This is a genomic window from Akkermansia sp. GGCC_0220 (assembly GCF_017566105.1).
In the GTDB taxonomy this organism is placed as follows: domain Bacteria; phylum Verrucomicrobiota; class Verrucomicrobiia; order Verrucomicrobiales; family Akkermansiaceae; genus Akkermansia; species Akkermansia massiliensis.
The window spans coordinates 309,020-323,736 of record NZ_JABFCI010000001.1; the positions used below are offsets into that span (position 1 = coordinate 309,020).

At 60.5% G+C, this 14,717-nt stretch carries 4 protein-coding genes; all 4 read left to right on the forward strand.

The window, feature by feature from the left end:
- The first annotated feature begins 357 nt into the window (after positions 1-357).
- A complete protein-coding gene (locus HJW02_RS01345) occupies positions 358-6,804 on the forward strand; it encodes an alpha-2-macroglobulin family protein (RefSeq protein ID WP_102722504.1) in 6,447 nt (2,148 codons plus the stop codon).
- A gap of 410 nt (positions 6,805-7,214) precedes the next feature.
- Positions 7,215-8,132 carry a DMT family transporter gene (locus tag HJW02_RS01350; RefSeq protein ID WP_102728431.1) on the forward strand — a complete coding sequence of 306 codons (918 nt, stop codon included), beginning with the start codon at positions 7,215-7,217 and terminating at the stop codon, positions 8,130-8,132.
- Between the two features lie 418 nt (positions 8,133-8,550).
- On the forward strand, positions 8,551-11,424 hold the full coding sequence (locus tag HJW02_RS01355; protein WP_102722503.1) for a PD-(D/E)XK nuclease family protein: 2,874 nt from the start codon (positions 8,551-8,553) through the stop codon (positions 11,422-11,424).
- 19 nt (positions 11,425-11,443) lie between these two features.
- Positions 11,444-14,587, forward strand: coding sequence for a UvrD-helicase domain-containing protein (locus HJW02_RS01360; protein WP_180973740.1), 3,144 nt, complete (start codon positions 11,444-11,446; stop codon positions 14,585-14,587).
- The last annotated feature ends 130 nt before the right edge of the window (positions 14,588-14,717 follow it).

The window sequence follows — 14,717 nt, forward strand, 5'->3', positions numbered from 1 at the left end:
AGACATGAACATGCATGCGGTTCGGCTCCCTCATCCGGCAGAGCTGATTCGGGACGAGGGGACGGCAGTGGAATATAAATATACCCAGGCAGTCCCTTTCCCTGGGAAGAAGAGAAGACGGCGGTTGCATATCCTCCGGAGGGGAACCTGAGGAAGCCGCCCTGAAAGCTCAAAAAGGACGCCGCGGCAGACGATCCGCACCGGAATACAGGCCGGAACGTAAAAGAAGTCCGGTTTGCTCGTTGAAAGTCAATCCTTCCAACGCTTCTGGCCATTGAACGGCATTAAGACAATCTCCCGCATGTTGTAACCTACTTGTAACTTGCCAAATATTTTACATGGAAGTAGTCTGGTTGAATGAACAGAATCTTTTCCCTGCTTTTTCTGGCGGGAGGCTTGCTGGCTTCCGGAATGCCGTGCCCGGCAGCCGCTTCCACTCCACCACAGCGTCAGGACGGCCCGTCCGCCCATGCCGATGACAAGGGAGGACTTCCGGAAGATTCCACTTCTTCATCCCAAAAAGGCGCCAAGGATGCGGACAAGGCAACTTCCATCTCCCAGCAGAGGAAGCAGTCCGTTGAGGCTATTGAAAAGCTTTTGGAAAAGAGGTTGTTCAAGAATGCGGCCAAACAGGCTTTAAAACAGCTTGACGAATACGACGACCAGTACAGCGGAGCGGACCTTCTTCTTTATTACCAGGCTTTGACCCGTCTCAATGCCCTGGACGATTCCACGAATCTGGATACCATCCTGCAAGAGCAGATGAAACGCCACGGCGGCAATCCCTATTTCCTGATGGACGCTGCCCATCTGTACCAGAACGCCAGCCATACGTTCAAACTGGTGGACGGCGCCTACATCCGCAGCGCCGAGCCATGGGACGGGGAATATTCCGGGGAAGCGAGGGACCGGGTGGAAGCCCTGCGGTGCCTTTCCAAGGCCATGCAACTGGCGGAGAAGGAAAAGAACATGAAGCTTCTGGGACAACTGCGCTTCATGACGGCTCAGGCGTTGCTGGTGAAAGGCAGCCGCTACAGTTCCCTTTCCCCCTTCCAGGCTTACGCCGCCCTGGGGAACCTCACCAGCCTGAAGGAACTGCCGGGGTACGTCGCCAGGGAGGAAGCCCCCCCGTTCCGGAACGTCGCCACCGTGCCCGTCACGGTCAATGCCAAAACGGGGAAGCCGGAAGTCGTCTTTTACCATGCCTCTTCCTCCTGGGAGACGGCTAAAAACGACGGGGAACGCATGCGCTGGCTGCTGGACGCCGCCATTCAGGCGAACCCGGAACTAGCCAACCAGGTCAACTATTTCACCGCCTCCTGGTGCCACCGGCTGTTCTCCTATTCCAATACGGCTCCGGACCAGGAGTTCGTGTACGGCCCCGGCAACGCGGGCATGGTGGCGGGCATCAACCCGGAGGAATTGAAAACGAACCAGACCGTCGTTAAAACCGACCGGACGGGCAACGGAAAATTCCTGCTCACCACCCTTCCTCCGGATTACGATTTCATCCGGATCGCCGCTGCGGTCCGAGTAACTCCGGAGCCGGATTATTACGTTAACGCCGGCAATCTGGCAGCCAATGAGTTCCTGGCCCGCAACCAGAGGCCCGCTGCCGCGGAGCTTTTAGGCAAAATCCTTCAGACCTGGAACGCACAATCCTGGAATCAAACGGACAAGGAGGATTTCCTGCACGTTGCGGACAACCTGAAGAAGCGCATTGCCTCCATCACGGAACCCAACGGAATGTTTGATGCGGATAAAAGAACGCTGCTGGCGGGGGAACCGGTGACGGTCGCCTTCTCCTACCGCAACGCCGCCCAGGCCAGCGTGACGGCCCGCTCCGTGGATATGAAGCGGTGGCAGGAGGAACGCATGGACAAGGTGCAGACCTCCAGCACGCTGGGCAACGCGTACAGGAAAAAGTATTCCAGCCTGGGGACCCTCCTTTTCAATCTGCTGCATGAGCCGTCCTACGCCCGCTATCTGGGTGAAGAAATCAAAGGGGAAAAGGTAGCTCTGGCTCCCGGGGAACGGCACCTGAACCGCATCGCCCAGATTCCCGTGCCCACCCGCAAGCCCGGCTGGTACCTGCTTACCGTCACGCTGGATAACGGCTACCGGTTCCACCGCTTCCTCACTCTGTCAGACATGGTATTGGTGCGCCGTTCCGTGCCGGAAGGCAACCTATGGTTCCTGGCGGATGCCGGAACGGGAATGCCCGTGGAAGGGGGCAGCCTGCGCCTCCTTCGCTACCAGGAGGATAAAACGCTCCAAAAACACCAGGTGAAGGGAACCACGGACAAGGACGGAGCCATGATAGAAACAATCCCTCCCCGCGGTTCCCGCACTCCTTCTTACAACATGTTCCTGGGCATCGCTTCCAAAGGGGACAGCTATGTGCTGGCGGGAGTATCGGATTACGGCTGGGAATCCGGCAATTATCTCATGGATACGGCAAACAAGGCCTCCGACCCCTATTCCTGCTTCTTCCTGGAAAGCCAGCCCGTATACCGCCCCGGACAGACGGCGCGGTTCAAGGGCGTCCTCTTCCGTCCGGACATCGCAAATCCCGGAACGAAGGACTGCGCCGGAAAAAAGCTGACGCTGACCATTACTTCCCCAACCGGGGATGAGAGCGTTTTTCCGCCAAAAACCGTCACGACGGATTCTACCGGCTGTTTTGAACTGGAACTGCTCATTCCTGCGGAAGCTCCGCTGGGCCAGTATGGAGCCAAGCTGAAGCTGCATGATTCCGCGGACCCGGATTTCCGGCTGTATGCCCCTCTCTTCCGTATGGAAGAGTACAAGAAGCCGGAATTCTCCGTCAGGATGGACGCCCCCTCCAGACCCATCCGCCTGGGCCGGCCCATTCCCGTCTCCATTCAGGCGGACTATTACGCGGGCGGTCCCGTAAGCGAGGGGAAGGCCACCATTACGATCACCCGGACACTGGGAGCGGATGTCTGGACGCCCTACTGGAAATGGAGCTGGCTGTACGACAGGTCTTTCAGCCCGTACTACATTCCCTTTTCTCCGGATGCACCCCTGACCGTCCTGGAAAAGACGGTGCCGCTGGATAAGGACGGAAAAGCGTCCGTGGAGCTTTCCACGGCGCAGGACGCCCGGGATTTCGCATCCCAGAATATCACCTACCGCGTCTCCGCCAGCGTGACGGATGCCTCCCTGCGGGAAGTTTCCGCTTCCGGGCAGGTCATCGCCACCTTCCGCCCGTTCAACATCTTCACCGCCCTGAACCGCGGCTACGCCCCCACCGGAACGCCGGTGCAGGCCTCCATCACCGCGGCCACGGCGGACGGCGCCAAGATTGCTCACGCCAAGGGAACCTCCGTTTTGCAGCATATCCGCGCGGACGGCAGCCGGGAGGCTCTGGAAACCTGGAATATCACCACCGGAAAGGAAGGGGAAGCCACCCTGTCCTTCCAGACCAGGGAATCCGGCCTGTATGCCCTTTCCTCTACCCTGAAGGACGAACACGGCAACAGGGTGGAAGAGTCTTTCCAGTTCCTTTCCTACGGCAAGGGCAAACAGAATCCTTTTAAAATCAATCCCCTTTCCATCACTCCGGACAAGAAGGAATACGCACCGGGAGATACGGCCAAACTGCTCCTCGCCTCTGATTATCCGGACGCCCGCGTCTGGACCTTCCTGCGCAATTCCTGGAAAGACGAGTCCCGCAGCCTGGTCCCTCTGGACCGGCAAACCGCCCTGGTGGAATGCCCCCTGACCCGGGAAGACATGCCCAACATGGGCGTGAACGCCTTCACCGTCAGAAACGGGGAACTTCACACGGCTTCCGCCGAACTGCTGATTCCGCCAGCCAGCCAGATTCTGGCTCCTTCCGTAACACCGGGCAAATCCCAATACCAGCCCGGTGAAGAAGGGCGAGTAACGGTTCAGGTCAAAGGGCCGGACGGCAAACCCGTCAGGAACGGCATCGTTACCCTGGCCGTCTATGACAAGGCTCTGGAATATATCGCACGCCCCAATATTACGGACATCGCCAAGACCGTCTGGGGGAGCCTGAACGAAACCGGCTTTCTCAGCCTGAAAAAAATGACGGCCGCCGGAACGCAGCAGGACCGCGGCCCGGACCAGCCCTACTTCCAATCCCTGCTCTACAGTGACTACGGCTATCTGTTGCGGAGGGAAAAAGGAGCCGTCAACGGCTTTGCTACCGCAGGAGTCAGATCCGGTAATTATGCTATCAGCGGAAAAGCCGCAAGCCGCGTATTGGCTGAAGGAGCGGCAGTCCCCGCCGCCGCACCGGTTCCGGCCATGCAGCAGATGGCTTCGGATGAAGAAAGCGCAGAAAGTGATTCCTTTGCAGCCGGACAGGGAGACGCAGACGTGCAGGAGAACAGTTCCCCGCACATTCAACTGCGCACCAATTTTGCGGACTGCATCAAGTGGTGCGGCACGCTCAGGACGGATGAGGAAGGGAACGTTACCGTTCCTGTGGAGATGCCGGACAACCTGACCACCTGGAAAGCCGCCGCCTGGGCCATCACCCCCGGATTGCAGGTAGGGCAGGCTTCCGCGGAATTCCTGACCACGAAGGACTTCATGGTCAGCATGCAGGCCCCGCGCTTCTTTGTGGAAAAAGACGTAGTGATGCTCAGCGCCCTGGTCCGCAACCGGACGGACAAGGCCGTCCGCGCCCGCGTTTCCATTTCCCTGAAAGACGGTTGCCTGGAACTTCTCCCGGCTGACGCTCCGGCCGTAAAGGGGCTCGCCGCAGATACGGACAATTCCGCCGTGCGGGAAGTGGACGTTCCCGCCCAGGGGCAGGCAGTCGTCAACTGGTGGACCGCCGCCATCAGGGAGGGAACCGCCGCCGTCGCCATGGAGGCGGCGTCCGGCTCCACCGGAGACGCCATGCAGATGAACTTCCCCGTGCTGGTGCACGGCATGAAGCAGCTCCATGCGGGGAGCGCCGTGGTGCTTCCCGGAGAACAGGAGCAGAAACTCTCCATTTCCCTGCCGCAGCAGCGGCGCAGGGAGGAAAGCGAGCTGGTCGTCAAGGTTTCCCCCAGCATCGCCCTCAGCATGGTGGAAGCCCTGCCCTACCTGGCGGAATACCCCTATGGCTGCGTGGAACAGACGCTCAACCGCTTCCTGCCCGCTCTCGTCGTGACGGACGCGCTCAAGCAGCTCGGTCTGAATCCTGGCGCGGCGCTGGAAAGCCACCGTAATCTGAATCCCCAGGCCATCAAGAACAAGGCCTTCCATGACAGCATCATGAAGAAGCTGGAACGCAACCCCGTTTATGATGAAGCCGCGCTGAAGAAGATGGCCGCCAAGGGAATCTCCTCCCTCCGGGAGAAGCAGCTCTCCAACGGTTCCTGGGGATGGTTCGGAGGAGCCAGCGAGGGAGACCCCGTCATGACGGCCCATGTGGCGCACGGCTTGAAGATTGCTTCAAACACGGTCAATGTCCCGGATGGGATGCTTTCCGGAGCCGTCCGCTGGCTGAAAAACTATCAGGAAAGCCAGGCCGCTCTTCTTGAGAAAGGAGACGAATACCGGAAACTGGAAAAACTGCCGGACGGCCCGAAGAAGAAGGAAGCCATCCGCAAGCTGGGGGATTACCGCCTGACGGTCTCCGCCACGGACACCCTCGTTTATTCCGTTCTGGCGGAATGCGGCGTCAAAAACCTGCCCATGGAACGCTACCTGTTCCGCGACAGGCTGGAACTTCCCGTCATCAGCCAGGTTCAACTGGCGGAAATCCTGCTGGACGCCCACCGCATGGACGACTTCAAGAAGGTAATGCCCATCATTTCCCAGTTCCTCCAGCAGGACGACTCCCTGCAAACCGCATGGCTGCGCCTTCCCAATGAAGGCTACTGGTGGCGGTGGTACGGCAGCGGCGTAGCCACGCAGGCCGCCTACCTGAAACTGATGGCCAAGAGCGACCCCGGCAATCCCGTCACGGCGCGCCTGGCCAAATGGCTGCTCAACAACCGCGCCAACGGTTCCTACTGGGACTCCACCAAGGATACGGCGGATTGTCTGGAAGCCCTGTCCGCCTACCTTCTCCAGACCAGGGAAGGCATGGAGGACATGGAAGCGGAAATCCTTTACGACGGCGTTCCGGTCAAAACGGTCGCCAGTACGAAGGAGACCCTGTTCACCTTTGACAACGCCTTCCGCATGAGCGGGAAAGACCTGGCGGACGGCAGCCACGTCATCACCATCCGCAGGAAGAAGGGCAGCGGAAACATTTATGCCAATTCCACCCTCAGCTACTTCTCCCTGGAAGACCCCATTCCCGCCGCGGGGAATGCCGTCACCGTGGAACGCTCCTACTACTGCATCCGGAAGGAAACGGTGAAGGACGACTCCGTGAAGGACACCCAGACGGATGCCGGAGAGCTCGTCTCCCAGGGCAAGGACCTGACCCGCCGCACGCTGTTGAAAGACGGAGACGTCATCGCCAGCGGCGACATCATTGAAGTGGTGATGACCGTGAAAACGAAGAACGACGTGGAATACCTCATGCTCCTGGACCCCAAGCCCGCGGGATGCGAATCACAGGAAACCACCAGCGGCTACGCCTGGATGGGGACCGTATCCGGCTACAAGGAAATAGGGGATGAAGAAATACGCGTCTTCCTTTCCTCCCTGCCCATGGGACAATACCAGATCAGCCACCGCCTGCGCGCGGAACGCCCGGGACGCTTCAGCGCCCTGCCGGCCGTCATTGAGGCCATGTACGCGCCGGAACTCCGCGGCAACAGCAAGGAACACAAAATCGGCATCTCCATGCCTGCCGAATAGAAGCCCGGCCACCCGCAGGGACCCCGATAAAAACGCCTGCATCAGCGTCCCCGTAAAGGAACAGGACTTCAGCCAGGGTCTTCTTATTCCTGTTCCGCCTCAAATCCTGCCGCATGGAGTTGAGGCGGAAAGCGGGCAATACCGCCACTCCCGCCCCATAGGAGCCGATGCAATTTTGGACGAACGGCGGGTCAATCATTTTCCCGTTAAAATCAAATGAAGACGGAAACCGGACCTGCCCGGCGTCAGGGGGAAAAAACCGGAGAGCCATACCTTCCCAATTCCCCGGATGAGCATGCCCCTCTCCCCGCCTGGCCGTTCTCTCCGGGGCTGCGGTTCCGCGCTAAAAACTCTTGCAATCCGTCCGCGGAAGCGGAGAATGCGTTGCCCGCTGCGCAGCGGGCCGTACCATGGAATCCGGAACCCTGAAGGGACATATCGCGATGGGAGCGGCGGCCATTATCTGGGGCCTCATGTCTCCGGTCAGCAAACTGGTCATGCAGCCGGGGGAAGTCAGCTCCGCTTCCCTGGCTACCTTCCGCCTGCTGGGAGCGGCCATCCTGTTCTGGCTGGCCTCCGCCTTCGTGCCCGGGGAAACCATTGCAAGGAAGGACCGGCTGACCCTGTTTTACGCCTCCCTGTTCGGCATCATTTTCAACCAGATGGCCTTCACGGTGGGCGTGGGATTCACCTCTCCGGCGGATGCGGCCATCATCACCACCATTACGCCGGTACTGACCATGATTCTGGCGGCCTTCGTCCTCCGGGAAATGATCACGGGAAAAAAAATCATCGGGGTCTGCGCCAGCGCCATCGGAGCCATTCTGCTGGTTTCCGGCAGCGGAGGGCGTGCGGCGGCCCTGCCGGGAGACAACAACCTGCTGGGGGACATCCTTTGCCTGGCCTCCCAGTGCAGCGTAGCCGTTTACTTCGTCTTCTTTAAAAACCTGATCGGCAGATACTCGCCCGTCACCCTGATGAAATGGATGTTCACCTACGCCGCCATCGCCTGCCTGCCCTTCACCTTCCGGGACGTGGTTTCCATCCGTTATTCCGCACTTCCCATGCAAACGTGGCTGGGCATTGCCTACGTGGTGGCATTCGCTACCTTTGTAAGCTACATCTGCCTGTCCTTCGCACAGCAGCGGCTGAAACCCACCGCGGTCAGCATGTACAACTACTGCCAGCCGGTGATTGCCTCTTCCGTAGCGGTGCTGTGGGGGATGGACCACTTCGGCTGGATGAAAACCCTTTCCGTCCTGCTGGTTTTCACGGGCGTGCTTCTGGTCACCAGAACCGGAAAAAAGACCGCCGTTCAGGAGCCGTAAATAATCGGGAACTTCAGAAAACGGCCTTCTACAGCCACGCAGGAATGAACACACTTGTTTAGGGAGGCGGGGCATTCCCGAAAAAGCCACTTGGTGAACTCCCTTCTGGGAAGAAGGTCCTCCCGGTCCCTACGGACGCCGGGCGGAACACAGCAAGAGAAAATTCCCCTCCACGAAGGGGCGGAAAAGCTCCCGTCCAAAAACCGGAAGCCTTCCTTCCCAGGCAAAAATCCGCGGATACAAAAAAAGGCATCCCTCCCTCAAAGCTAAAACGCCACTAAAGCCCCTGACACTCCGTGATCTCCCATCCCCCTCCCGGCAGCCCTGAAAAAATAGATGGGAAAATACGCCCCGGCAAGGTATAATACGCCCGTAGTCTCCGCCTTTTCCCCTTTCCGGGGAGTCCTGCTTCCCTGCCATGAACCGACTCTTTCTATCCTGGGACAAACCGGCCTGCCGGGCTGTAGCGGAGCGGCTGCTTTCCCTGGGAAACGACTTCCACCGGAATCTGGTGCTGGTCCCCACACGGGAATCCGGCAGGCAATTGAGGGAATACCTTGCCTCCATTTCCAGCGCACAGGCCATCTTCGCCCCCCAGGTTATTCCGGCGGACCAGTTCCCCCGGCTGGAGGAAAAGGAGGAAACGGCTTCCGTCCTGGAAGAGCTGGCCGGCTGGCTCCAGGCGCTGGGAACCTCTCCCCACCGTCTTTATCCGCGCCTGTTCCCCCGGCACATGCCGGAGGATTTTTCCAGCATGCTGGAAATGGCGGGCAGCCTGCAAAGCCTTAAACACGCCATGGCGAACCAGGGCATTTCCTGCGGCATGGCCCAGGATTCCTGCGCGGGCCGTGACGAACGCTGGACGGACATGGACAGGTTGTCGGAGTACTGCACGCAACAGTTGAAAGGCTGGCAGCTTGCGGACAGAACCGCCATGGAGGCGGAAGCACCGCCGCATCTGCTCCATTCCCTGCGGGAAACAGGAGGGCACGTCATCCTGGCCTGCGTAGCGGACGTTCCGCGCCCCCTGCGCCAGGCCCTCCAGCATGCGGAACGCAGCGGCGTGCCCGTCCAGATATGGATACACGCGCCGGAAGAGGAAGCCGGTTCCTTTGACTCCTGGGGATGCCCCCTTCCGGAAGTCTGGACCCAGTGCCCCATCCATATCAGCGACGCCCAGATCAGGATCACGGCCAACCCTGCCCGGCTGGCCGGGGAAACGTGCCGCATGGTCGCCCGCACAGCGGAGGGAACAACGCCGGACGTCGCCCTGGGCGTTTGTGATCCGGACATGAACGTAGCCCTGGATGCCGCCCTGCGGGAATACGGCTGGGGCCTCCACAATCCGGAAGGGAAACCCTTTGCCGGAACCGGCGTCATGGACCTGCTCCGCCACCTGCGGCAGGCGCTGGAAGAAAAGGGCGCGGCGCGGCCCGTCTTCTGCCTGGCGCGTTCCTCCCTGCTCTGCGCCTCCCTGGGAATAGGCAACCAGCAGTACTGCTGCGCCGCGCTGGATAAAATCCAGCAGAAGTTCCTTCCGGAATCGGAAGATTACCTGATTTCCAGGCTGAAGGAATTTTATCCGGCCGCCCTCCCTTCCATCCAGGCCATTCTGGCCTGGCGGAACCGGATGGCGGAACCCGGCACGCTGGGGGAAAGGCTGATGGAATGGTTCCCGGCTCTGGCGAACGCCTACGGTCCGGAAACGGAAGCCATGGAAATGCTCCATTCCTGCCTTTCCGGCCTCATACGCCTTCAGCAACGCTCCACCGCCTTCTCCAGACCGGAGACGGCCCTCCAGCTCCTGATGAAATGCCTTCAGCCGCTGCGCGTCAAAAACAGAAGGAAGGCCCACGCGGTACTGGATTCCCTGGGCTGGATGGAAGTCCACTTCCGCCCGGAGAAACACCTTATTCTGACGGGATTGAACGAGGGGACCGTACCGGAAGGCGGCGTTTCCGACCAGTTCATGCCGGAGGAACTGAGGGAAGCCCTAGGCATCGATTCCTTCAACCGGAAAAAAGCCCGGGACAGCTTCCTGCTGACCGCCCTGCTCCATTCACGGGAACGGGAGGGCAGCCTCACCATCATTCTCTCCCGGACCAGCAGCAAAAACGATCCGCTGACGCCTTCCTCCCTGCTCATGCGCTGCCCGGACGCGGAACTGCCGCACCGCGTGGAACAGCTTTTCCGGGAAATCAGCGATCCGCCCGCACCCCTCCCCTACCAGCGCGGAAGCTGGTACCTTCAGCCCGCAGAAGGCTGGAAGGCCGCCACGGACATCGGCGCGATGGCGCCCGGCTACAAAAACCCGTGGAAGGAAAAAGGGCTGGCCTTTTCCCCCTCCGTCCTCAAAAGGTTCCTGGCGTGCCCCATGCGCTTCTGGATGCGGGAAGCCCTGCACATGAATGAGGAGGAGTTCCTGCCGGACAAGGAGGACATGGCCGTCAACGAACTGGGCACCATGCTGCACGATGTTCTGGAATGCTTCTGCCGGGAACATGCCGTCCTGAAAGACGGCATGGAAGCCGCCGCCCTTCAGGACGCCATCACGGAAATACTGGAACAAACCTTCCGGAAACAATACGGCCCCACGCCCCTCATGCCCCTGCTGCTGCAAAAACGCTCCATGGAGCAGAGGCTTTCCGTTTACGCCGTCCAGCATTTGCAGGACCTTCAGGAAGGCTGGTCCTGCATCGCCTTTGAGCACCAGGTGGAAGACTGGTCCCTGGGCGGCTTCCCCATGAAATTCCGCATTGACCGCATCGACCGCCACGCGGACGGCCGCATACGGGTCATTGACTACAAAACGGGAGCAGCCGCATCCTGTGAAAGAAAGCATCTGGAAACGATCGGGCGCCCGGACGCCCTGTCCCTGCTTTCCCCGGCCCTGCGGCCCTACACCAAACGCCAGAAAAACGGAAGGCTGGCGCACGCGCGCTGGAAAGACCTGCAACTGCCCGTTTACGTGCTGTGGGCCGCGGAAGCCTATGGCGGCCACCCTTCGGCGGCGTATTACGCCCTTCCCGCCAATCCGCTGGACATCGGCATCTCCGCCTGGGACACGCTTCACGACCCCATGCCCGGCTATGAGGAATGCGCGCTGGACAGCGCGCGCGCCTGGACGGTGGAGCTGATGAAGCTCCTTCATGAAGGCCGCGGACTCATCACCGCGGAGGAACTGGGCTGGAACCCTCCCTCCTACGACGTGTTCAAGGACCTGATGGCCTCCCGGCGTGAAAGCCTGCAGGACCTGCTGGGCCTCAACCTCACCCCCCACCTGCCTTTCTGAGATGTTCTCCCTGACCAACATGCTGATCTCCGCATCCGCCGGAACGGGAAAAACCTACCAGCTTTCCCTGCGCTTCCTGGGGCTGCTGGCTCTGAACCACGGCAGCCACCCCGAACGGCTCATCGCCATCACCTTCACCCGGAAGGCGGCAGGGGAATTCAAGGACCGCATCCTGACGGACCTGGCTGCGGGGGCTACGGACGAGGAGGGGGCGCAACGCCTGAAAGAACAGCTCTGGACGGTCATCAAGGGAACGCCGGGGGAACCCGGCATCTGGCCCGGAGCAACGGAGGCATGGAAGGCGGAAAACCTGCACCGGGAGCGTTTCCGGCATCTGCTGCACATCCTGGTGCAGAACCTGGCGCGCCTCAACCTCTGCACCATTGACAGCCTTTTTGCCCAGATTGCCTCCACCAGCACCTTTGAGCTGGGCGTCAGCGGCTTCAGCATGATTGACACCACGGCGGAGAAGCTGGCGCGCCGCGAAGCCCTGCTTTCCCTGTACCGGGAATGCTCCGTGAACAGGGAGCGGAGGCGGAATTTTGAAGACGCCTTCCTCTCCGGAGCGGACTCCGATGCGGAAGCCGCGGATGCGGAGGATTCCATGATGCGGCGTCTCAACACCTACCACGAACTTTTTCTGGACGAACCGGACGCCGGAACATGGGGAAACCCCGTCGCGCTGGGCTTCACGCCGGAAGAACTGGCCCCCCCCGTTCCCCTGGAACAATTTGACGCCGTCCTGCATGCCGTGGCTTTCCAGGCACAGCAGGCGCCCGCTCCGGAAGGGAAAAACGGCTCCAAAAGCAAAGAACTGTTCCTGCGCTTCCTGAACGGTTTCTCCCAATACGCCAGGCTGGGCCGCGTGCGCTTCCGCACGGACGGAGGTTCTTCCTGGAACATCACCGTGGAAGAAGCGCGGGAAAAATTCAAGGACTTCTGGTCCCCTCCGCTGGAAGAACTCATCCAGAGCTGGCTGCGCATGGAGGTCCTGCAGGCGCTGCGCCGCACCCGCGCCACGCACGGACTGATGCTCCTTTTTGAAGGCAAATACTCCTCCCTGGTCCGCAACAAGGGAAGGTTCCTGTTTCACGACGTCACGCGCATGCTGGGAGGGGGAGCCGTCACGCCGGAGCTCAAGAGGGACCTGCAATACCGCATGTACTGCCGCTATGACCATTGGATGCTGGATGAATTCCAGGACACGTCCCAGTCCCAGTGGCGCGTCATCAAGCCTTTTCTGGACGACCTGACGGAATCCAAGGCCGGGAGCGAAGGCAGCATCTTCGTGGTGGGGGACATCAAGCAGAGCGTGTACCAGTGGCGCGGCGGGGATCCGGAGCTTTTCCGCTCCGTTTCCACCCAGCTTCAACTGGAAGAACGCGGCATGTCCACCTCCTACCGTTCCGTCCAGCCCGTGCTGGACCTGGTGAACGACATCTGCGACTACGCCCGGACGGCTCCGGACTGCGAACCCGCCGCCCTGGAACAATGGGGGGAATATCCGGAGCACCGGTGCGCCCCCCATCTGGAAGGCCGGTCCGGCGTCTCCCAAATCTGGCAGACGCCCAAGGCGGAATCCTCCACCGCCAACGACCTGGTGTGCCAGGCGGCAGCCGACATCCTGAAACGTACCGGAGCCCTGCGCCGCGGCCTGGAAACCGCCATTCTGGTCAGCACGAAAAACCAGGCGCTAGCCATCAAGACCTGGCTGACGGACCACGGCGTTCCCGCGGAGGTATGCGACGACGTTCCGGTGGGCGTGGATTCCCCCCTGGGAAAAAACCTGCTGTACTTCTTCCGCTGGCTGCTCATGCCGGGAGACCCCTTTGCCGCAGGCCTGCTCACCCATTCCCCCCTCCGGCCCCTCGTCACTCCGGAACGGCCTGAAGGCATGGACTGGAAGGCCTGGCGCCTCCTGCTGGAACGGGACGGCTACGCCGCCGTCATGGAGGAACTGGAGCGGAGGCTGGCCCGGACGGGAACGGAACTGACCGAATTCCACCGGGACCGCCTGGCCGTCTGGAAAAATGAGGCGGAACAGGTGGACGAGAAGGGCGTTTCCCTGGATGAATGGATCAGGCACATGGAAGACGTGACCCGCCGGGAGGATCCTGCCGGGGGCATCGTCCGGATCATGACCATCCACAAATCCAAGGGCCTGGGATTCGACATCGTCATCCTGCCCCAGATCGGCAGGGACGCCCCCTTTGCAGACGGAAGGCACCTGACCCACTTTGTCAAAAAGAACCGGGAGGGCAGCATAGAAGGAATCGTGCTGGTCCCTTCCAGGCACGTTTACACGAACGTTCCGCAACTCCAGGAGCTTTACCGGGAGTGGCGCGCCCAGCAGCAGTTTGACGGCTTCTGCAAGCTGTACGTGGCGCTCACCCGCGCCAAGCGGGCCACGTACGTCATTCTTCCCTACCGGGAAGAAAAAGGTGAAATGACCGCGGATTCCATGTGGAAGGTCGTCCGTTCCGCAGCCCGGTCCTGTGAAAAAGGAACGGAAGACACGCTTCCGGAATCCGGGGCGGAATGCCTGTATTCCTGCGGCCATGGCGGGTGGTACGGAGAATTCACGGAATCCGTACGGGAACGGGCGGAGGAAGACACGCCGGAATGGCCCCTCCAACGGCCGATGGTCAGGGAGCGGCTTTCCCCCTCCGGCCTGCCGGCGGCAGAAGACGCGGCCCACGAAGGAAGATATGCCGACGATGCGGAATCCGCCGCATTCGGTTCAGCCGTTCACGCCGTCTTTGAACGGATTACCCGCTGGGATGAATCGGACAAGCCGGAATGGGCTCTTCATCCCGCCACGGAGGCGGAACGCACGGTGGCCGCCTGCATGGAGATTCCCTCCATCCGCGAACTCTTCACCCCTCCCGGAACGGCACGCATCATGAAGGAACAGCGCATTGAAGCCATTGACGGGAACAGTTGGATCTCCGGCGTGATTGACAGGCTGCTCCTTCATGACGGAAGCGCCTGCATCGTGGACTTCAAGACGGACCATGCGGACTCTCCGGAGCAATTGCGGAAACGCCACTCCAACCAGTTGAACGCCTACGCCCGCATCGTGTCCAGAATCACCGGAATACCGCCGGAACGAATCGCGTGCATCATTGTTTCCACCCATTTGAAGGAAACCATCCGCATTTAAAGGAATTTTTTTCCTGAAGGACCGGCAGTTGTCTTTCCCCGCATTTTCCTTGCCGTTCCTCCCTGCGTTCCTGTTTTAACGACGGATAATGCCCCTATGGAAAAAACCGTTGCCGCGGCTGGAAAACATG